The organism is Paraburkholderia sp. RL17-381-BIF-C (assembly GCF_046026435.1).
Taxonomy (GTDB): Bacteria; Pseudomonadota; Gammaproteobacteria; order Burkholderiales; family Burkholderiaceae; genus Paraburkholderia.
Genome location: NZ_JARESX010000041.1, coordinates 1 through 21329, shown reverse-complemented (window position 1 = coordinate 21329; position 21329 = coordinate 1). Strand labels below are relative to the sequence as shown.

Genomic DNA, 21329 nt, shown 5'->3' with positions numbered 1-21329 from the left:
CGCTACGTGTCGGCTGGGGGGCTGATCGGCGTACTGTGTGGCGCGGAAATTGCGCAGGGGTACCGTGTCACCGCCGACGGCGCGCTAGAGGAAGAGGGTGCGGCAAAACGGCTCGATGCCGGCGCGGTGGATGCGGTGTCGCCGAGCATTGGCGATATCCATCGCGTGAGTAACGCTTTTGGTGACCGTACGTCGATCAGCATTCACGTGTACGGTGCAAATATTGGCGCGGTAAAACGGTCCGTCTATCCGGGCGGCGCCGCCCGCAAGCTGTTTATTTCCGGCTACGCAAACGACGTTTTGCCGAATATCTGGAATGTAGCGAAGGAGTCTCCGATCTCATGAGTTTCGTTCAGGCATTTCGTACCCGATCATTCGAAGATGTGCGCTACGCACTGCTCGAGCACGAGGAAATCGCGCTCGTGGACGTGCGCGAGGAAGATCCGCACGCCCGCAGTCATCCGCTGTTTGCAGCGAATCTGCCGCTTTCGCGGCTCGAACTCGACGCGCCGGTGCGTTTGCCGCGCCAGGCCGTGCCGATTGTGGTGTTCGACGCCGGTGAAGGGCTCGCCGAGCGCGCCGCGCGCCGTTTGACCGAGTTGGGTTATACCGACGTCGCCCTGCTTGAAGGCGGTTTGCAAGGCTGGCGCGAGGCCGGCGGCGAGTTGTTCCAGGACGTCAACGTGCCGAGCAAGGCATTTGGCGAACTGGTGGAAAGCGAGCGCCATACGCCGTCGCTCGCCGCGCCGCAGGTGCAGGCGCTGCTCGACCATGAAGCCGACGTGGTGGTGCTCGACGCTCGCCGCTTCGACGAATATCACACCATGAATATTCCCGGCAGCGTCAGCGTGCCGGGCGCCGAACTGGTGCTGCGCGCCCGCCAGCTCGCGCCGGATCCGGCTACGCGGATCATTGTCAATTGCGCGGGGCGCACGCGCAGCATTATTGGCGCGCAGTCGCTGATCAATGCAGGCGTGCCGAATCCGGTCGCGGCGCTGCGCAATGGCACGATCGGCTGGACGCTGGCCGGGCAGGCGCTCGCGCATGGCAGTTCGCGCCGCTTCGAGCCGATCGTCGACGATAAGGTGCGTCTGGCCGCCGCCGATTCCGCGCGCACGGTGGCGGATCGCGCGAGAGTGGGCCGCACCTCACGCGACGAAGCGCGCCGCTGGGCCGGCGAAGCCGTGCGCACCGTGTATCGTTTCGACGTGCGCACGCCGGAAGAATACGAAGCGGGTCACGTGCCCGGTTTTCGTAGCGCGCCGGGCGGCCAGCTCGTGCAGGAAACCGATATGTTCGCGCCGGTGCGCGGCGCGCGCGTGATCCTCGCGGATAACGACGGCGTGCGCGCCAACATGACCGCGTCGTGGCTCGCGCAGATGAATGTCGACGTGTATGTGGTCGATGGGTTGACGGCCGCCGACTTCGGCGAAAAAGGTGCGGCGCCTGCCGCCCGTCATGCGCCCACGCCGCCCGATGCCGACGAAATCTCCGCGGCTGAACTCGTCACGCTGTTGCAATCGCCGGGCACGGCGGTGCTCGACTTCACCACCAGCGCCAATTACGTGAAGCGGCATATTCCCGGCGCGTGGTTCGTGATTCGCGGCGAACTGGAAAAGGCGCTGCTCAAGCTTCCCGATGCGCAGCGCTACGTGGTGACCTGCGGAAGTAGTCTGCTCGCGCGTTTTGCGGCGCCTGACGTCGCGGCATTGACCGGCAAGCCGGTGCAGGTGCTAAGCGGCGGCACGGCGGCGTGGATCGAGGCCGGCTTGCCCGTCGAGAGCGGCGAGACGCGACTGGCGTCGCCGCGTATCGATCGCTACCGGCGTCCTTATGAGGGCACGGATAACGCGCGCGAGGCGATGAATGCGTATCTGGAGTGGGAATATGGTCTTGTCGCGCAGCTTGGGCGCGATGGTACGCATGGGTTCCGCGTGATCTGAGCGGCTGGCTTGCAGCGAGTGCTCGAAGTGCTCGCAACGCTCGCAGCGGCAGTCGAGTCAGATAATCGAAACAGCAGGGCGCCGCGCGCGTTTCAGGCCGCGCGCTGCGCGCGCGCTTCCTTGAACTGCCGCTCGATCGCGGCGCCGAAGCGCTCCACAGGCTGCTGCAATTTGCCGAGCACGCGCGGCTGCACGAGCCAGATGTCGATGAGTGGCTTGAAGTCGCTGATCGGGACGATATCGAGCGCATTCGGATGAGCGCTCGCCTGCAGGAGCGGTAGCGGCACTAGACCGAGACCGTTGCCGTCGGCGACGAGTTGCAACTGCAACTCGGTGCCGGGCGTTTCCAGGTTCAGCTTGAGAGCGAGCCCGAGGCCGGTGAGCGCGCGCTGTAAACCGTCGCGGAATCCGCAGCCGTCCGGATTCAACACCCAACCGATCGACTGGCATTCCGTCAGCGTGTGCGCACGTTTTTTCAGCAGGCCTTTCTGCGCGACGACGGCCAGTTTGATGCGGCCAAGCGAGCGGGCCGACAGCGCCTCGTCGAAGGTCTTGTTGCTGGGCAGCAGGATCGCGGCGGCGTCGAGTTCGCCCTGTTGGACGCGTTGCAGCAACTGGCCGCCCCAACCGGTCGAGGCACGCGCCTGCAGGCCGGGATAGTCCCCTTTCAGGCCGCGTATCGCTTCGCTGAGCGCGATATCGGCGATCGTTTGCGCGACGCCGAGGCGCAGCGTGCCGACCGGCGGCGTGTCGGCGGCGACGATCTCGCGCAGCACGTCGAGTTCGCGCTGGATCACACGGCATTGCTCATAGACGATGCGTCCCGTGGCCGTTGCCTTCAGCGGCCGCGTATTACGGTCGAGCAATTCGACGCCGAGCGCTTCTTCGAAATTTTGCAGACGGCGCGTGATGGCCGGTTGCGTGAGGCCGAGCGAGAGCGCCGCCTGCTGCAGCGACTCACAGCGAATCACGGTGACGTAGGCGTCGATTTCGTCGATCTTCATGATGAGCGGTGACCAATGATGGCGCGAAAGAATGCGCTCGATCATACCCGTATCGGTTCGCGCTCACCGCTTGTCGCCGAAGAAAATTCGCATATTTGCTTAGCAGAATAATGCGTTTGTCTTATACAAAGGCGTGCCTTATCGTCGTTGCAAATCCACTCGATGCGACGATGTACGCGCTGCCATGACGACTTCTCGTTTTTCTTCTGCAATCCGATCTGTTATGCAACGCGTGAAGTTGCTGCCGACTGGCGTTGCCGCGCTTGCGGTGTCAGCGTCGCTATGCGCCGCGCCATCTTATGCGGCCGATGTTCCTGTGCTCAAGGTCGGCGATCAGTCCTTGCAAACGCGCGGCATTCTCGAAGCGTCCGGCCAGTTGAAAGACCTGCCGTACAAGATCGAATGGTTCAACTTTCCCGCCGCGCAGCCGCTCGGCGAAGCGTTGAATGCGGGCGCGGTCGACGTCGGCGGTCTCGGCGATGCGCCGCTGGTGTTCGCCCTTGCCGCGGGTGCGCGGGTGAGAGCGGTCGCGGCGACACGCTCGACGCCGCTGGATCTGGCGATCGTGGTCGGCGCGCATTCGCCGCTGAACGACGCCGCGAGTCTGAAGGGCAAACGCATTGCCACGACGCGCGGCTCGATCGGCCACTACCTCGCGCTCGCCGCGTTGAAGAAAGCCAACGTGCCGCTCGCCGAAGTCACCTTCGTGTTCCTCGCGCCGGCCGACGCGAAAGCGGCGCTCGCCTCGGGCAGCGTCGACGCCTGGTCGGTGTGGGACCCGTACACCGCGCTCGGCGAAGCGCGCGATCACGACCGCATCATCGCCAACGGCGTGGGCCTCTCGGAAGGTCTCAGCTATCAGGTGGCGACAGAACGCGCGATCGCCGACAAGCGCACGCAGCTCGCCGACTTTTTGCGGCGCGTAGCGATCGGCCAGCGCTGGGCGCTCTCGCATCCCGACGAGGTCGCGGCGATGCAGTCGCGCGTTACGGGTTTGCCGCCCGAGGTGCTGAAGACCGTCTATCAGCGCGGCCAGGTGCATCCGGTGGCGATCGACGACAGCGTCGTGGCCGCGCAGCAGCGCACGGCGGACACTTACGAAGCGGCCAATGTGATCCGCGCGCATCTGGACGTGCGGCCGAGCTTCGACCGCAGTTTCCCTTTGCCTTGATGCGGCCGACAGGCGTTTGCGCATGAATGCCCGTGATTGCCGACAGCGCCGTGACACGGCGTCATCGCCCGCTCGATAGCCATGCATTCGACGCTTGCTGACGCAACTCATGAACGAGTTCGCCGCAAGCGTCGCGCACCTCGACCGCACGGCTGAATTCCCGCATGCCAATCTCGCGCGCTGCGCGCGCGCCGTCGGCATTCCTGTGAAAGCGTTGCCACTCAACGCAAATCATCTGCCGATTCGGTGTAAACGCGCTCTCGTCTAAATCCGCCAATCCGTTTAAATTAGCTGCACTTGGAAGGCTTATCGAGGGACCAGGGCGGCCAGTCAAGCAGCGGTTTGTCATTCCGGCGATGGCGCGAGGTGAGCAGCCAAGGTTGCTCACCGCTTCGTCCGGGACCAGACCGCTGCGCGTCGTCCAGGGCGCTTCGTTTTCAGTCGGCCGGACGGCCGATTTCACTTTCCCGGTCGACCGTATCGACCGACCCGGCGACGCTTTGCACAGCGTCGCCTTTTTGCTTGTGGCCATCGTTTTGCGCGCGCGGCTTTCGCGCTTGGCCCGGGCGTCGCCCGTACGGCCGGAGCCTCGGCTTCGCGTGGCCTTCCGCCGTCGCCGACTTCGCCGCGCGGCTTCTAACTCCGCAGCTTCTAACTCCGCCTTCGCGGCATCCGTTTCCGCCTCTGCCTACGTCACCGTTGCGCACCCTGTGCGACTGCGCACACCGCCGTGCGGCGCCCGCTCGCGGTTTTGCCCGTGCGCGGTTATCCTGTAGCGGACACTACACAACAGGATGCGGGCCTTCGCGGACCACATCCGAACAGGAAATCCGCTGTGAGCCTGAAACTGCTTACTGTCGCCATGCTGGCCGCGTCCGTCGCGTTGACCGGTTGCGACGACCAACAGAGCGACCGCGCCGTGCAAAAACTCAAGGAATTCTTCAACGCCGTCAAACCGGACGCGTTACTGCTCAAGGGCATGACGCCGGGCGTCACGACCGAGGCGCAGATCCGCGACCAGATGGGCAAGCCGGAAACCGAGCGCACCTTCACCGACGGTTCGAAACGCTTCGAGTATCCGCGCGGCCCGCAAGGCTTGAATACGTACATGGTCGACATCGATCGCGACGGTAAATTGCAGGCCATCACGCAGGTGCTCACGGCGGCCAACTTCGCGAAGATCCGCATTGGCATGAGCGAGGACGAAGTGCGCCGCCTGCTCGGCAAGCCCGGCCAGGTCGCGGTGTTTCCGCTCAAGCCGGAAACCGTGTGGAGCTGGAAGTGGCGCGAAGGCGGCGTGACCGAAGAAGGGATTTTCAACGTGCATTTCGACCAGTATCAGAAGGTGTACACGACATCGCGCTCTGACGTGATTCGTGGGCGATAGCGGTGAGTGATAAAAGAGAGCAAGCGGGGAAGATCATGATACGTCGACGTCGATACAGCCGGATCGGGCTGGTGTTGGGGGGCGGCGCCGCGCGCGGCTGGGCGCATATCGGCGCGATTCGCGCGCTGCACGATGCGGGCATCCGGCCCGATGTGGTCTGCGGCACGTCGATCGGCGCGCTGGTGGGCGCGGTGTATGCGAACGGCGATCTCGACTGGCTGGAAGAGTGGGTCTCGCGGCTCACCTGGCAGACGGTGGTGCGCCTGCTCGATCTGCGGCTTTCGGGCGGCCTGCTCGGCGGGCGCAAGGTGATCCAGTTGTTCGCCGACAAGTTCAACGGCCGTTCGATCGCGCAGTTGAACATGCCGTTCGCGGCGGTCGCGACCGAACTCGACTCGGGCCGCGAAAGCTGGTTGCAGGACGGCAGCGTGGTCGAGGCGGTGCGCGCATCGATTGCGATTCCCGGCATTTTCACGCCGGTGTGGCACAACGGTGTGTGGCTGGTGGACGGCGGTTTGAGCAACCCGGTGCCGGTTTCGGTGGCGCGGGGCATGCGCGCGGACTGCGTGATCGCTGTCGATCTGAACAACGATATCCTGAACGGCCGCGATTTCGGCGGCGCGGTGGTCGATACGCCGGCCATCGACCCGGCCGAGCCTCAGGCGGTCGCGCTACGCCGCAACGGCAAGCCCTGGCCACGCTGGCTCGCGCCCGCCGATGCGCGCGTCACGGACGACGTGCGCGTGCCGCCCGCGCCGAGCGCGCGCGTGCCGTCCATGCTGAGTTCGATCGCACAAAGCATCGACATCATGCAGGTGCGGATTACGCGCAGCCGTCTGGCGGGCGAACCGGCGGACATTCTGATCCAGCCGCGGCTGGGCGGCATGGGGATCTTCGATTTTCATCGCGCGGCGCCTGCCATCGAGGAGGGGCGCGCGGCGGTGGAGCACATGCTGCCGGCGATTCGGGCGCGCCTGGGCATCGATTAGGGCGTTCCGGCGGTCTGCGGTCTATCGAAAAAGCGACCCGAAACTTGCTAGATCGCGGCGGTGCTCGCCGCGCGCTGCCTGTCTTACAAATTCCCACAACCCTCAAAACCAAGCCCTGCACGCCGCGCGATGCGCCAAAGGCCGCTCTGTTGCGTTGCAGCAAAACGCCCGCGCGCCTTTGAGAATTTAATTTTCGCTTGCGAGACTCCGCGCCATGCTGGACGAGTCGGGCAGGCATGAGCCGACACCGTCCGAGACATCCTCAAACAACCTGGATGGAGACACGCGTGTTCCTATACGGCTTTGGCCCGGTGTTGCTGGCCGGCACGATCCAGACGATCGAGCTGTCCGTCCTGTCGCTGGCGGCCGCCGTGCTGCTCGGTCTCGCGGGCGCGGCGGCGAAACTTTCGTTCAACCGCCCGCTGCGGGCAATCGCGACCGGCTACACGACGCTGATCCGCTCGGTGCCCGACCTCGTGCTGATGCTGCTGCTGTTCTACAGCATCCAGATCGCGGTCAACAATCTCACCGACGCGCTCAATCTCCCGCAGTTCGATATCGATCCGTTCGTGGCCGGCGTGCTGACGCTCGGCTTCATCTACGGTGCGTACTTCACCGAGACCTTCCGCAGCGCTTTTCTCGCCGTGCCGCGCGGCCAGCTCGAAGCGGGCAGCGCGTACGGCATGAGCGGCGCGCGCGTATTCACGCGCATCCTGTTTCCGCAGATGATGCGTTTCGCGCTGCCGGGCATCGGCAACAACTGGCAGGTGCTGGTGAAGGCCACTGCGCTGGTGTCGATCATCGGTCTCGCCGACGTCGTCAAAGCAGCGCAGGACGCCGGCAAAAGCACCTTCAACATGTTTTTCTTCATCCTGGTCGCCGCGCTGATCTATCTGGCGATCACCACCGCTTCGAATCTCGTGCTGATCTGGTTGGAAAAGCGCTATTCGATCGGTGTGCGGCACGCGGAGCTTTAAGACCATGATCGACATTCTCAATGAATTCTGGCGCGCGTTTCTCTACTGGGACGGCCAGCGCATCTCCGGTCTCGCGGTCACGCTGTGGCTGCTGGTGGCGTCGGTCGGGATCGGCTTCTGCGCGGCGATTCCGCTGGCGGTGGCGCGCGTGTCGAAGAAGCGCTGGCTCTCCACGCCGGTGCGTCTTTACACTTACGTGTTTCGCGGCACGCCGCTGTACGTGCAACTGCTGCTCATCTACACCGGCATGTACAGCCTCGAATTCGTGCGCTCGCATCAACTGCTGGACGCGTTTTTCCGCAGCGGTTTTCACTGCGCGATTCTCGCCTTCGCGTTGAACACCTGCGCGTACACCACGGAAATTTTCGCCGGCGCGATTCGTTCGACCTCGCACGGCGAAGTGGAAGCGGCGCGCGCCTATGGCATGAGCTGGTTCACGATGTACCGCCGCATTGTGATACCGTCCGCGCTGCGCCGGGCCTTGCCGTTGTACAGTAACGAAGTGATCCTGATGCTGCACGCCACCACGGTCGCTTTCACGGCCACGGTGCCGGACATCCTGAAGGTGGCGCGCGACGCGAACTCGGCCACTTACCAGTCGTTCGACGCGTTCGGCCTCGCGGCGCTGATCTATCTGGTGGTGTCGTTCGTGCTGGTGGCGCTGTTCCGCCGCGCCGAGCGCCATTGGCTGGGCTATCTCGCGGTGCGCACGCATTGAAACGCGCCGTGTTTGCAGTGGGCGGCGCGGCAGTCGCGCGCCGTCATGAAGATTGATCCGTATTTTCAAAGGGAGAGCATCTTGCTCCACACGACTCAAACCGAAGCTTGCAAGCTCGCCGTACAGGACATCCACAAGCGCTACGGCGACAACGAGGTGCTCAAGGGCGTGTCGCTCAACGCGAACAAGGGCGACGTGATCAGCATTATCGGTGCGAGCGGGTCGGGTAAGAGCACCTTTCTGCGCTGCATCAATTTTCTCGAGCGGCCGAACGCCGGGCAGATCGTCGTCGACGGCGAAGCGGTGAAGACCAAAACCGACCGCGCCGGCAATCTCGAAGTCGCGGATCACAAGCAGTTGCAGCGCATCCGCACGAAGCTCGCCATGGTGTTCCAGCACTTCAACCTGTGGGCGCACATGAACGTGATCGAGAACATCATCGAAGCGCCGATTCATGTTCTGGGTCTGAAGCGCAAGGAAGCCGAAGACCGCGCGCGTGAGTATCTCGAGAAGGTCGGTCTTGCACCGCGCCTCGAAAAGCAGTATCCGTCGCATCTGTCGGGCGGTCAGCAACAGCGTGTGGCGATTGCCCGCGCGCTGGCCATGAACCCCGACGTGATGCTGTTCGACGAACCGACTTCTGCGCTGGACCCCGAACTCGTCGGCGAAGTGCTGAAGGTCATGCAGAAGCTCGCCGAAGAAGGCCGCACCATGATCGTCGTCACGCACGAAATGGGTTTCGCGCGCAACGTGTCGAACCATGTGATGTTCCTGCATCAAGGCCGCACCGAAGAAGAAGGCCTGCCCGCGGAAGTCCTGAGCGCGCCGCGCAGCGAGCGGCTCAAGCAGTTCCTTTCCGGCAGCCTGAAGTAACGCGCGGCTCGCGCCGTAGCGTTTAATCCGTTTCAGCGATGGCTCGCACGTCCAGCCCGGCTCGCACCACGCAAGTCGCTATCGTCGCCTTGCCGCCCGTGTCGATGTCGGGCGTCGGGCCGATTGTCGACGCCCTCAATCTCGCCAATGAAATCGACGGCCGCGCGCTCTACCGCGTGCAGGTGTGCTCGTGGGACGGCCGCGCGGTGCCGCTCGCGGGCGGCGCGCAATGGCCGGCCGATGCCGCTTTCGGCGACGCGATCGCGTGCGACTGGCTGATCATCGTCAGCGAGCGGTTTCAGCAGTTCGCCGACTATCGCCTCTTTCTCGCCAGCCTCTCGCGGGTCGGTCAGCGCACGCCGCTCGTCACCGGCATTCACCACGGCGTGTGGTGGCTCGCCATGGCAGGGCAGTTGTCCGGCTACCGCGTGAGCGTCAACTGGGAAACCTATCAGCAGTTCTCCGAGCAGTTCGAACGCTCCATCGTCACGCAGCAGATCTTTGAAATCGACCGCGATCGCGCCACCTGCGCGGGCGGCCAGGCGACCGTCGACTTCATGCTGGCGATGATCGGCCGCGAGCACGGCCCCGAACTCGCGGATCGCATTGCGGATACGCTCGGCGTCGGCGCGTTGCGCGCGGGCGAGGAGCGTCAGCGCATTCCGTTCGTCACCGCGCCGGGCGAGCGCCATCCGCGCCTGAACGACGCCTTGCTGCTGATGGAAGCGAATATCGAAGATCCGCTCACCACCGACGAGATCGCGGGTCTGGTCGGCGTGTCACGGCGGCAACTGGAGCGCCTCTTTCGCCAGTATCTCGGCTCGATGCCGTCCAAATACTATCTGGGGCTGCGGCTTTCCAAAGCGCGCACGCAATTGCAGCGCACCAGCAAATCGGTGGTGCAGATCAGTCTCGCTTGCGGGTTTTCGTCGGCGGCGCACTTTTCGAATGCGTACCGCGAACGCTTTGGTGTCACACCGCGAGAGGATCGTCGCAACTGGATCGACAAGCAGACCGGCGCGAGCGGCGCCGCGGCCAGCGAGCCGCGGCCGGGCGCGCTGATCGAGCGTCCGGATCAGGTGGACTGAAGCGCGGGCCAAGGCGCGGACCGCGGCAAGGGCTGAAACGAGACCCAAAGCGCGGCCGGAGGCAGGGCCAAAATGAGGCCCAAAGCGCGGCCTGAGGCAAGGGCTCAAAGCGCGGATTCAAGCCCGTCGCCCATTCACCGAACGCCGCCCGCTCGCGTGGAAGCTCATAGAAAGCGTCGCGTATGCGCAAGACGTATCGGGCGCAGTTACCTACACTAGCTGTATTACCTCTCACCTGTAACGAGGATTTGCCATGAACGACCTGACAGTGACACGCCAGACCTTCGACGAAGTCATGGTGCCGGTGTTTTCTCCCGCCGCCTTCGTGCCGGATCGCGGTCTCGGCTCACGCGTCTGGGATACGCAAGGCCGCGACTATATCGACTTCGCCGGCGGCATCGCCGTCACTGCGCTCGGTCATGCGCATCCCGAACTGCTGAAAGTGCTGCACGATCAGGGCGGCAAGCTGTGGCACATCGGCAATGGCTACACCAACGAGCCGGTGCTGCGTCTGGCCAAACGCCTCGAAGAGCTGACTTTCGCCGACCGCGCATTCTTCGCCAACTCGGGCGCGGAAGCGAATGAAGCCGCGTTGAAGCTGGCACGCCGCGTCGCGTTCGATCGCCACGGCGCCGACAAGATCGAAATCATCTCGTTTACGCAGTCGTTCCACGGCCGCACGTTCTTCACGGTGAGCGTCGGCGGGCAGCCGAAGTATTCGGAAGGCTTCGGCCCGGTGCCGGCCGGCATCACCCACTTGCCGTACAACGATATCGAAGCGGCGAAGAAAGCCATCGGCGCGCAAACCTGCGCGGTGATCGTCGAGCCGATTCAGGGCGAAGGCGGCGTGATCCCGGCGGATCCGGCGTTTCTGCAGGCACTGCGTGAAGCCTGCGATCAGCATGGCGCACTGCTGATTTTTGACGAGGTACAAACGGGTGTGGGCCGCAGCGGCTATTTCTACGCGTACCAGGAAACCGGCGTGACGCCGGACATCCTGACCACGGCCAAGGCGCTCGGCAATGGCTTCCCGATCGGCGCAATGCTGACCACCGCCGAACTGGCCGCGCATTTCAAGGTCGGCGTGCACGGCACGACGTACGGCGGCAATCCGCTCGGCGCGGCGATCGCCGAAAAGGTCGTCGAACTGGTCAGCGATCCGAAGGTGCTCGAAGGCGTGCGTTCGCGTAGCGTTGCGCTGAAGGGCCACCTCGCGAAGCTCAACGATCGCTTCGGCCTGTTCAAGGAAGTGCGCGGCAGGGGCCTGTTGATCGGTGCGGAACTGACCGATGCCTTCAAGGGCCGCGCGAAAGACTTCGTCACGGCCGCCGGCCAGCATGGCGTGATCATGCTGATGGCCGGTCCTGACGTGCTGCGTTTCGTGCCGTCGCTGATCATGCCGCTCGACGACATGAACGAGGGCTTCGCGCGTCTGACCCAGGCGATCGAAGGTATCGTCGGCGCGAAAGCTGAAGCGGCGTCGCACTGAGCCGCAGCATTGATCACGCGCCACATTCAACAGGAACGATGATGCTCTTTGTACGCCCAGGCCGCCTCGCCGATCTCGACGCGCTCGAGCATATGGCGCGCACCGCGCAACCGGTGCTGCATTCCCTGCCGCACGACCGGCGCGCGCTCGAAGCGCGCGTCGCGTTGTCGGAAGACTCGTTTCGCGCGGAGGTCGATTTTCCGGGCGAGGAGTTCTATCTGTTCGTGCTCGAAGATGCGCTGAGCGGCAAGCTGATGGGCACGGCGAGCATCGTCGCCGCGGCCGGTTATTCGGACCCGTTCTACGCGTTTCGCAACGACGCGCTGATTCATGCGTCGCGCGAATTGCATGTGAACCGCAAGATTCACGCGCTGACCATGTCGCATGAACTGACCGGCAAGAGCCGCCTCGCGGGTTATTACATCGACCCGTCGCTGCGTGGCGACGCCGCCGCGCATCTGATGTCGCGTGCCCGGATGATGTATATCGCCGCCAATCGCAAGCGCTTTACGCCGGAGGTGTTTTCGCTGCTGCTCGGCGTCACCGACGAGAACGGCGTGTCGCCATTCTGGGAAGCGGTGGGGCGCAAGTTTTTCGGCCGCGACTTCGCCGACATCGAGATCGAATCGGGTGGCCGCAGCCGCACCTTCATCGCTGAAGTGATGCCCACGTATCCCATCTATGTGCCGTTGCTGCCGGAAGCGGCGCAGCGCGTGCTCGGCGAGCCGGATTCGAAAGCCTTGCTCGCCTATGACATTCATCTTGAGGAAGGCTTCGAGACGGATCGCTATGTCGATATTTTCGACGCGGGGCCAGTGCTGACCGCGCAAGTGGATCGCAGCGCCTGCGTCACGCGCAACGAAACACGCGAGGTGCGCGAGAGCAACGTGGCGGCTAACGGTGCGATGTATCTGATCGCGCATAACGGCGCGGACGGCGAGTTCCGTTGCGTGCTTGGCGAACTGGCGGCGGGCAAGGAAGCCGGCGCGCCGTTGCCGCAAGCGGCGCGTGCCGCGCTCGGCGTGCAGGAGGGCGACACGGTGCGCTGCGTGCCGTTGCACCAGTCGCAGCAGGACGAACAATCGGGAGACGCACGATGATCGTGGTTCGCGTTGTGCAACGAGGCGATGTGGACGCGCTCATGCGGCTCGCGCAGGAAACCGGCCCGGGACTGACCACCTTCAAGCCGGACCGCGAGGCACTCGCGGCACGCGTGGAACGCGCGCGCCGCACGATGGAAGACAAGGCCGAGCCGTACGAAGCCGGCTACTTCTTCGTGATGGAAGACACGGATACGGGCGACGTCGCCGGCGTGTGCGGAATCGAAACCGCGGTGGGCCTGCAGCAGCCGTTCTACAACTATCGCGTGAGCACGGTGGTGCATGCGAGCCAGGACCTCGGCATCTGGACGCGCATGCGCGCGCTGAACATTTCGCACGACCTGACGGGTTACGCGGAAGTGTGCTCGCTGTTTTTGAGTCCGCGTTACCGCACGAGCGGCGTGGGCGGCTTGCTGTCGCGGTCGCGCTTCATGTTTCTCGCGCAGTTTCGCGAGCGCTTTCCGCAGCGTTTGTGCGCGGAATTGCGCGGCCATTTCGACGCGGAAGGCACCTCGCCGTTCTGGCGCGCGGTCGGCTCGCATTTCTACCAGATCGACTTCAACGCGGCGGACTACCTGAGTTCGCACGGCCGCAAGGCTTTTCTCGCCGAGTTGATGCCGCGCTATCCGGTGTATGTCGAGTTGTTGCCGCAAGAGGCGCAGGACTGCGTGGGCCTCACGCATAACGACACGATTCCGGCGCGTCGCATGCTCGAAGCGGAAGGGCTGCGCTACGAGAATCACGTCGATATCTTCGACGCGGGTCCGGTTCTCGAATGCCATATCGCCGACTTGCGCACGGTGCGCGAGAGCGTGGTGGTGCCGGTCGAAATCGGCGCGGCAAGCACTTCGGGCGCGCCGCAGGACGGGCCGAAATCGATGGTGTCGAATACGTCGTTGGGCGATTTTCGCGTCGGCGTGGTGGCGGGCGTGCCGCAGGACGGCGTGTTCCGTCTGAGCGCGGCCGAGGCCGCGGCGCTCGACGTCAAGGCAGGCGACCTCGTGCGCGTGCTGCCGCAGAAACATAAACAGGGATGATCATGAGCGAGCTTTTCATCGACGGCGAATGGGCCGCCGGCACAGGACCCGCATTCGCGTCGCGCAACCCGGGCACGGGCGCGGCGGTGTGGGAAGGCAACAGCGCCTCGGCTGACGACGTGGACCGCGCGGTGCGCAGCGCGCGCCGTGCCTTCGCCACGTGGTCGGCGTTGAGCCTCGACGAACGTTGCGCCGTGGTGCGCCGCTTCGCTGCGCTCGTCACCGAACGCAAGGAAGCGCTGGCGGAAGCGATCGGCCGCGAAACCGGCAAGCCGTTGTGGGAAGCGCGCACTGAAGCTGCTTCGATGGCGGCGAAGGTCGAGATTTCGATTCAGGCCTATAACGAGCGCACCGGCGAGAAGCGTTCGGCCATGGCGGACGGCACGGCCGTGCTGCGCCATCGTCCGCATGGCGTGGTGGCCGTGTTCGGGCCGTATAACTTTCCGGGGCATCTGCCGAACGGCCATATCGTGCCGGCGCTGATCGCGGGTAATGCGGTCGTGTTCAAGCCGTCCGAACTGGCACCGGGCGTGGCCGCGCTCACGGTGCAGATCTGGCGCGACGCCGGTTTGCCGGCAGGTGTGCTGAACCTCGTGCAAGGCGAAAAAGACACTGGCATTGCGTTGGCCAATCACCGGCAGATCGACGGCCTGTTCTTCACAGGTAGTTCGGATACCGGAACATTGCTGCACAAACAGTTCGGCGGCCGCCCGGAGATCGTGCTGGCGCTGGAAATGGGCGGCAACAATCCGCTCGTGATCGGGCCGGTGGCCGATATCGACGCCGCCGTGCATCACACGATCCAGTCGGCGTTTCTGTCGGCGGGGCAGCGTTGTACCTGCGCGCGCCGCATTTTCGTGCCGAACGACGCTCAGGGCGATCGCTTCATGGAACGCTTCACCGAGGTCACTTCGCGCATCAGCGTCGGCGAATATAACGCCGATCCGCAGCCGTTCATGGGCGCGGTGATTTCGGCGCGCGCGGCCTCGCGACTCGTCGCCGCGCAGGAACGCCTGCTGGCCGACGGCGCGAAAGCGCTGCTGAAAATGGAGCAGCGCGATCCGAATCTCGGCTTCGTGACGCCGGCCATTCTCGACGTGACCGCCGTGAAGAACCTGCCGGACGAAGAACACTTCGGGCCTTTGGCGCAAATCATCCGCTACGGCAGTTTCGACGAAGCGCTGGAGCAGGCCAACGACACCGAGTTCGGCCTCTCCGCCGGCCTGCTCGCCGACGACGAAGCGCTCTGGACGCACTTCCAGCGCACGATCCGCGCCGGCATCGTCAACTGGAACCGGCCGACCAACGGTGCTTCGTCGGGCGCGCCGTTCGGCGGGCCGGGCCGCTCGGGCAATCACCGGCCGAGTGCATATTACGCCGCCGACTACTGCGCGTTCCCGATGGCTTCCGTCGAAAGCGCGCAACTGCAAATGCCCGCGAGCGTCTCGCCGGGCCTTCAATTCTAAGGATCGACGATGCAAGCCACTGAAGCCAATTTCGACGGCCTGGTCGGCCCGACGCACAACTACGCGGGGCTGTCGTTCGGCAACGTCGCGTCGCAGAACAACGAGAAGTCGGTTGCGAATCCGAAGGCCGCGGCCAAGCAAGGCCTGCGCAAGATGAAGCAACTGGCCGATCTCGGTTTTCATCAGGGCGTGCTGCCGCCGCAGGAGCGGCCGTCGATGCGTCTGTTGCGCGAGCTCGGTTTTTCCGGCGACGACGCCACGGTGATCGCGCGCGTGGCGAGAGACGCGCCCGAGTTGCTGGCCGCGGCGAGTTCGGCTTCGGCCATGTGGACTGCGAATGCGGCAACGGTGAGCCCATCCGCGGATACGCACGACGGCCGTGTGCATTTCACGCCGGCCAATCTGTGCAGCAAGCTGCATCGCGCGATCGAACATGAATCGACGCGCCGCACGCTGCGCGCGATTTTCAGCGACGCCGACCGTTTCGCGGTGCATGAGGCGCTGCCCGGCACGCCGGCGCTCGGCGACGAAGGCGCGGCGAATCACACGCGCTTTTGCTCGGAATACGGCACACGTGGCGTCGAATTCTTCGTGTACGGCCGCAGCGAGTATCGTCGCGGACCGGAGCCGAAGCGCTTCCCTGCGCGTCAAACGTTTGAAGCGAGCCGTGCCGTCGCGCATCGTCATGGTCTGGCCGACGCGGCTACGGTCTACGCGCAGCAGAATCCCGACGTGATCGACGCCGGCGTATTCCACAACGACGTGATCGCGGTCGGCAATCGCAATACGCTGTTCTGCCATCAACTGGCGTTCGTCGAACAGAATGCCGTCTACGACGAATTGCGTGCGAAGCTCTCCGGCCTGAAGGCGGAGTTCAATGTGATCGAAGTGCCGGACGCGCAGGTGAGCGTGGCCGATGCCGTCACTTCGTATCTGTTCAACAGCCAGCTGCTGACGCGCCCGGATGGCAAGCAGGTGTTGGTGGTGCCGCAGGAATGCCGCGAAAACCCGCGCGTGGCCGCCTACCTCGACGAACTGACCGCGCACACGGGCCCGATCGACGACGTGCTGGTGTTCGATCTGCGCGAAAGCATGAAGAACGGCGGCGGGCCGGCGTGCCTGCGTCTGCGTGTGGTGCTCGACGACGCGGAACGCGCGGCAGTAACGCAAGGCGTGTGGATCAACGACACGTTGTTCGGCCGTCTGGATGCGTGGATCGAGAAACATTATCGCGACCGCCTCGCGCCGGCCGATCTGACCGATCCACACTTGCTCGCCGAGTCGCGTACCGCGCTCGACGAACTGACGCAGATTCTCGGCCTGGGTTCGCTGTATGACTTCCAGCGCTGAGCGCGATATGCCGGTTTCGCTGCTCGACGATTTCCTCGCCTACACGCTGGCGGGCACGCGGCCGGCCGAGCAGGAAGCACAGGGCACGTGCGCCGGTGGTGTACGCTGGTCGTGGCTGGACGACGGCGTATTGCTGATGGAGCCCGCGGCGCGGGAAGAGGGCACGCGCAGTGTGCTCGTCTCCGCCGGCGTGCACGGCGACGAGACCGCGCCGATCGAGTTGCTGGCGTTTCTCGTGCGCGACATCGCGCGTGGCACAGCCGCGCTGACCTGCCGCCTGCTGGTGATTCTCGGCAACGTCGACGCCATGCGCGAAGCTTGCCGTTACCGCGACGACGATCTGAACCGCCTCTTCAGTGGCCGTCATCTGCAGGTGCCGCACAGCTACGAGGCGCCGCGTGCGGCAGCGCTGGAGCAGGCCGCGACGCAGTTCTTCGCGGCCGCGCCGAGCGATCCCGGCGCGCGCTGGCATATCGACATGCATACGGCAATCCGCGCGTCCGCCTTCGAGCAATTCGCGTTGCTGCCGCACACCGGCAAACCGTTTTCGCGTGCGATGTTCGCGTGGCTCGGCGAGGCGCGCATCAGTGCGGTGCTGTTGCACACCACCAAGGGCAACACGTATTCGCATTTCACCGCACAAGCGTGCGGTGCTCAGGCGTGCACGCTGGAACTCGGCAAGGTGCGTCCGTTCGGTCAGAACGATCTGACGCGTTTCGCTGGCGCCGATCATGCGGTGCGTCACCTCGTGGCCGGCATGCGGGGCGAGGTGCGCGCGGACATGCCGAGGGCGTTCACGGTGATCGACCAGATCACCAAGCAGAGCGACGCGTTCGAACTGCTGGTCGCGGCCGACGTCGCCAATTTCACGCCGTTCGCGAAAGACACGGTGCTCGCGCGTGACGGCGAGTATCGCTATGTCGTGCGGCACGACGAGGAGCGTCTCGTGTTCCCGAATGCGACGGTCAAGCCCGGTTTGCGCGCCGGCCTGATGGTCGTTGAAACGACACAGGACACGCTCTCGAAGCTCGTGTAGTTCACGCGGATGCCCGCGACATTGCGCGCGGGTTTGCCTGAACGCGACACCTACTTACACCTTTGCACCTGCCGCCCGCGGCGCTCGCTCGACCACGCGCCGAGCGGCGCGCCTACAGAGGCGGAAAACGAAGCCTGTACAATCGCGGCCTCGCGGCTGTTGCGCTGCATCACGCCGGCCGCACGAGTTTGAATCGCAATTTTGGCGCGGCAATCATGCTTGCCTGGATTCGGCTCCGTCTTGTTCAATACCGTAGAGGAACACCCGCAATGAAGATGAATTGGCGAAACATGGCTGCGCTCGCGCTGTTCGCGACGGCCACGGCCACGGCCGGCACCGCATCGGCTGCCGATATCAAGGAAGTGCATTTCGGCGTCGAGGCGTCGTATGCGCCGTTCGAATCGAAGTCGCCGTCGGGCGAACTGCAAGGTTTCGACATCGACGTCGGCAATGCCGTGTGCGCGAAGCTGAAGGCCAAATGCGTGTGGGTCGAGAACTCGTTCGACGGTCTGATCCCGGCCTTGCAGGCGCGCAAGTTCAACGCGATCAACTCGGACATGACGATCACGGAACAGCGCCGCCAGGCGATCGATTTCACCGATCCCATCTACACGATCCCGAATCAGATGATCGCGAAGAAGGGCAGCGGTCTGCTGCCGACGCCGGCTTCGCTCAAGGGCAAGCATGTCGGCGTGCTGCAGGGCACGATTCAGGAAACTTACGCGAAGGCGCGCTGGGCGCCGGCGGGCGTGGACGTCGTGCCGTATCAGACGCAGGACCAGATTTACGCCGACCTCGCCTCGGGGCGTCTGGACGCCGCGTTCCAGGACGCGGAAGCCGCGTCGAAGGGCTTTCTGAAGAAGCCGCAAGGCGCCGGCTTCGACTTTGCCGGTCCGGCTGTCACCGATGAGAAGCTGCTCGGCGCGGGTGTGGGCTTCGGCATCCGCAAGGGCGACAAGGCACTGAAAGACGCGCTGAACCAGGCGCTCAAGGAACTGAAGGCGGACGGCACGATCGACCGCTTCGCAGCCAAGTACTTCGACGTGAAGGTCGTGTTGAAGTAAGGCTTCGCGTGTCTCGCGCGTTCTCGCTTGCTCTGATGCAACGGCCGCAAATCGCGGCCGTTTGCATTTGAGGGACGACGCGCGCGCCCACCGATACCGCGCGGAAACTGTGGATCGATCAGCGTGTATTCGCTTCCGGCTGATCGAGATAATCGAATACCACTTCGCCGAGACCGAGCGTCAGGTCGGCAAGCAGATGACGCGCCTCGACCACCTCCAGCACCGGCAACGCCGCGACCGGCGCGAGCGCGTGCGGCGCCAGTTCGAGTGCTGCCGGCCCGGTCCATGCGCCTTTCAGATCGATGTCCTGCAAGTAGTAGCGCACCAGCTCGCAGATACGCGGCGTGCCGTCCACGTGCGGAATCACCTTGAGCAGGAAGTTCGGCGTTTCAAGGCGTTTTTTTTGCTGCGCGAGATCGAGCTGGCGATGCTTGTAGCCCATCGTGCCGGTGGCGATCCGGATCGGACCGTAGTCGAGCGTACCGACGAGCGTGTCGGTGTGGACGGCGAGCACCGGGTTGGCGAGCTTCTTCGGAAAACCCCACAATTCGCGGCCGCCGGCGATCGGCGGGTGGTCGTCCAGATACATGGCCAGTGTGTAGCCGCCCGCCACGCCCTGATACGAGACCGGAATCACCTGGCCGCTTTCCGTATAGTCGCCGAAGCCGGTCGAATCCGGCATGCGAATGAACTCGTAATGCACCAGCGGCTCGCCGATTTCGAGCGGCTCGGGCACCACGGCGCGCAATTTGTCCGGATCGGTGCGGTAGGTGATGATCAGAAACTCGCGATTGATGAACCGGTACGGGCCCATGGGAAACGCCGGGCTGGTGATCGGCATCGCGAAGGCATTTGACAGCACGCTTTTGACGTCCATGTTTTTCCTCGGTGGTTAAACGCGGTTGGAACGCTTCTGCACTGCACAAGAGTATCGGCGATTTCGTGCCGGAAATCTTTCGGACACTTCTCCAATTATTTCGAGATATTGCTTCATAGGCGTGTCCGCGCATGGCGGCCTGCGATAAAATCGCCGTGCACATCGCGGGCGCCAGCGGCTTCATGTCTCGGGCCATGCGCTAACGGTGGAGCGAAAACCAGAATACTGTAGTAGGCGCCGCGAAGGCGCTCAGCGGGGGAGCACAATGACCACCATCGCAATCGGGAATCCGGGCCAGACGGGCGCCGCGGACGATGCGCAATTGAATGCCAGCTTCGCGCGTCAGCCGATTCTGAATCGGGGCGGCATGCTGTGCGGCTACGAGATCAAGGTGCGCGCGCCGCAATGGACCGCGGCGATGATAGAAGCCGCACGGGCCGCCGCGGACCACGAGGCGGACAACGACGCGGACGCCGAGGCCGCGCCGGGCCGCGCGCCAGATCCCGCGCAACTCGTGGCGCGAGCCATTATCGACGGTCTGCTGCAGGGCGCGGTGCGCGGTGCGCTGACCGGGCATCCGGCGTATGTCGACGTGAGCCGCGAGATGCTGTTGGACGACGCGATCCTGCACCTGCCCGCCGAGCGCTTCATGCTCGAACTCGCACCCACGATCGAGGTCGACGAGGCGCTGGTCGCGCGCATCGTCCAGTTGCACGGGCGCCGCTATCGCTTCGTGCTCGACGAGGTGACGCAGCCCAACGAAGCCTTCGCCAAACTGCTGCCGTACGCGGAAGTCGTCAAGATCGATTTCACGCAGGCGCCGCGCGCGCTGCTGCCGAAACTGGCGAGCGTGCTCAAGTCGGCGGGCAAGCTGCTGGTCGCCTCGGGCATCGACGCGCAAGCCGATTTCGAAACGGCGCAGGGACTCGGCTTCGATCGCTTTCAGGGTTACTTCTTCGCGCGCGCACAGACTTCCACCACTCGCCGCGTCAGCGCGCCGCGCCACGCGTTGCTGAATCTGCTGCAATTGCTGGCGGGAGAGCCGACCGTCGCGCAGCTCGAAGCCGAACTCAAGCTCAATCCGGTGCTGGTGATGCATCTGATGAAGCTCGCCAATTCGAGCGGCCTCGCCGTTGGTCACAAGGTGACGACGCTGCGCGAGGCGATCAACGCGACGGGCACGGACCGCATTGCACGCTGGACCCAGCTGCTGCTCTACGCCGACGGCCGCAAGGTCGCTCTCGAAGACGATCCCTTGCTGCAACTCGCCGCGACGCGCGCGCGCTTCATGGAACTGGCGATCGAGCGCCTGCCCGAAGCCGGCCGCGATGAAGCCGACGCGGCATTCCTGACTGGCGTGTTCTCATTCGTCGACGCGGTATTCGGCGGCTCGCTCGAAAGCACCTTGAACGTGCTGACGTTGTCGCGTCCGATCCTGGCCGCGATCCTGCATCGCGAGGGCGTGTTGGGGATGCTGCTGAGCGCGGTCGCCGCACTGGAGCGCGGCGCGTGGGACGAGATCGGCACGCTGTGCGCGCGCTTGCAGCCACTCACGGTGGAGCAGATCGCGGATATGGGGCTGGCGGCGGGCGCGTGGGCCGGTGTTGCGGACCGCAGCGCGCAAGGACTGGAAAGAATCGAGGATTGAGACCGGTGATTCAAACCGGGGACGGGGGGGGGGGGGGGGGGGGGGGGCGGCGCGGCCGGGGCCCAGTTTAAATTGGGGGGTGGGTAAAAAATAATGGGGGGGGGGGTTGGCC

18 protein-coding genes and 1 pseudogene are annotated in these 21329 nt (G+C 64.6%); 17 read left to right on the top strand and 2 right to left on the bottom strand.

Features of this window, described 5'->3' with window-relative positions:
• Positions 1-18: 18 nt before the first annotated feature.
• A pseudogene (locus tag P0D70_RS23380) lies at positions 19-345 on the top strand (cysteine dioxygenase family protein); the annotation flags it as partial.
• The gene (locus P0D70_RS23375) at positions 342-1943 is read left to right on the top strand and encodes a rhodanese-related sulfurtransferase (protein ID WP_408186197.1); all 1602 of its coding nucleotides are present in this window, start codon (positions 342-344) and stop codon (positions 1941-1943) included. The pseudogene P0D70_RS23380 and the gene P0D70_RS23375, both read left to right, overlap by 4 nt.
• Positions 1944-2035: 92 nt before the next feature.
• On the opposite strand, the gene P0D70_RS23370 is transcribed toward P0D70_RS23375, so the two are convergent.
• Positions 2036-2947 (bottom strand): LysR family transcriptional regulator, encoded by a 912-nt coding sequence (locus P0D70_RS23370; RefSeq protein WP_408186223.1) that lies wholly within the window; start codon positions 2945-2947, stop codon positions 2036-2038.
• Positions 2948-3170: 223 nt separating this feature from the next.
• Between P0D70_RS23370 and P0D70_RS23365 the strand changes: the two genes are divergently transcribed.
• From P0D70_RS23365 to P0D70_RS23300, 14 genes are all read left to right on the top strand, one after another.
• Entirely contained in the window at positions 3171-4118 is a 948-nt protein-coding gene (locus tag P0D70_RS23365; protein ID WP_408186196.1) for an ABC transporter substrate-binding protein, read from the top strand.
• A gap of 835 nt (positions 4119-4953) precedes the next feature.
• Positions 4954-5505: a hypothetical protein gene (locus P0D70_RS23360; RefSeq protein ID WP_408186195.1), complete on the top strand. Its 552-nt coding sequence runs from the start codon at positions 4954-4956 to the stop codon at positions 5503-5505.
• Between the two features lie 35 nt (positions 5506-5540).
• Positions 5541-6494 (top strand): patatin-like phospholipase family protein, encoded by a 954-nt coding sequence (locus P0D70_RS23355; RefSeq protein ID WP_091795041.1) that lies wholly within the window; start codon positions 5541-5543, stop codon positions 6492-6494.
• A 287-nt stretch (positions 6495-6781) separates the two neighbouring features.
• Complete coding sequence (locus tag P0D70_RS23350) at positions 6782-7471, top strand: ABC transporter permease (RefSeq protein WP_408186194.1); 690 nt, start codon at positions 6782-6784, stop codon at positions 7469-7471.
• Between the two features lie 4 nt (positions 7472-7475).
• Entirely contained in the window at positions 7476-8189 is a 714-nt protein-coding gene (locus P0D70_RS23345; RefSeq protein ID WP_091795039.1) for an ABC transporter permease, read from the top strand.
• 45 nt (positions 8190-8234) lie between these two features.
• The gene (locus P0D70_RS23340; RefSeq protein ID WP_091800603.1) at positions 8235-9062 is read left to right on the top strand and encodes an ABC transporter ATP-binding protein; all 828 of its coding nucleotides are present in this window, start codon (positions 8235-8237) and stop codon (positions 9060-9062) included.
• A 38-nt stretch (positions 9063-9100) separates the two neighbouring features.
• Complete coding sequence (locus P0D70_RS23335) at positions 9101-10150, top strand: GlxA family transcriptional regulator (RefSeq protein WP_091795036.1); 1050 nt, start codon at positions 9101-9103, stop codon at positions 10148-10150.
• Between the two features lie 253 nt (positions 10151-10403).
• Positions 10404-11639 carry an aspartate aminotransferase family protein gene (locus tag P0D70_RS23330; RefSeq protein WP_408186193.1) on the top strand — a complete coding sequence of 412 codons (1236 nt, stop codon included), beginning with the start codon at positions 10404-10406 and terminating at the stop codon, positions 11637-11639.
• 41 nt (positions 11640-11680) lie between these two features.
• Complete coding sequence (aruF, locus tag P0D70_RS23325) at positions 11681-12739, top strand: arginine/ornithine succinyltransferase subunit alpha (protein ID WP_408186222.1); 1059 nt, start codon at positions 11681-11683, stop codon at positions 12737-12739.
• Positions 12736-13776 carry an arginine N-succinyltransferase gene (gene astA, locus P0D70_RS23320; protein WP_408186192.1) on the top strand — a complete coding sequence of 347 codons (1041 nt, stop codon included), beginning with the start codon at positions 12736-12738 and terminating at the stop codon, positions 13774-13776. The genes aruF and astA overlap by 4 nt, the downstream gene beginning before the upstream one ends.
• 2 nt (positions 13777-13778) lie before the next feature.
• Entirely contained in the window at positions 13779-15242 is a 1464-nt protein-coding gene (astD, locus tag P0D70_RS23315) for a succinylglutamate-semialdehyde dehydrogenase (RefSeq protein WP_408186191.1), read from the top strand.
• Between the two features lie 9 nt (positions 15243-15251).
• Positions 15252-16592, top strand: a complete 1341-nt coding sequence (gene astB / locus P0D70_RS23310) for an N-succinylarginine dihydrolase (protein WP_091795022.1) — start codon at positions 15252-15254, stop codon at positions 16590-16592.
• Positions 16576-17628, top strand: a complete 1053-nt coding sequence (astE, locus tag P0D70_RS23305) for a succinylglutamate desuccinylase (protein WP_408186190.1) — start codon at positions 16576-16578, stop codon at positions 17626-17628. Before astB ends, astE begins: the two co-directional genes overlap by 17 nt.
• 269 nt (positions 17629-17897) lie before the next feature.
• A complete protein-coding gene (locus P0D70_RS23300) occupies positions 17898-18692 on the top strand; it encodes an ABC transporter substrate-binding protein (RefSeq protein WP_408186189.1) in 795 nt (264 codons plus the stop codon).
• 118 nt (positions 18693-18810) lie between these two features.
• Here the strand turns inward: P0D70_RS23300 and P0D70_RS23295 are convergent, their stop codons facing one another.
• Positions 18811-19569 carry an acetoacetate decarboxylase gene (locus P0D70_RS23295; protein WP_408186188.1) on the bottom strand — a complete coding sequence of 253 codons (759 nt, stop codon included), beginning with the start codon at positions 19567-19569 and terminating at the stop codon, positions 18811-18813.
• Between the two features lie 265 nt (positions 19570-19834).
• Between P0D70_RS23295 and P0D70_RS23290 the strand changes: the two genes are divergently transcribed.
• A complete protein-coding gene (locus tag P0D70_RS23290) occupies positions 19835-21217 on the top strand; it encodes an EAL and HDOD domain-containing protein (protein WP_408186187.1) in 1383 nt (460 codons plus the stop codon).
• The last annotated feature ends 112 nt before the right edge of the window (positions 21218-21329 follow it).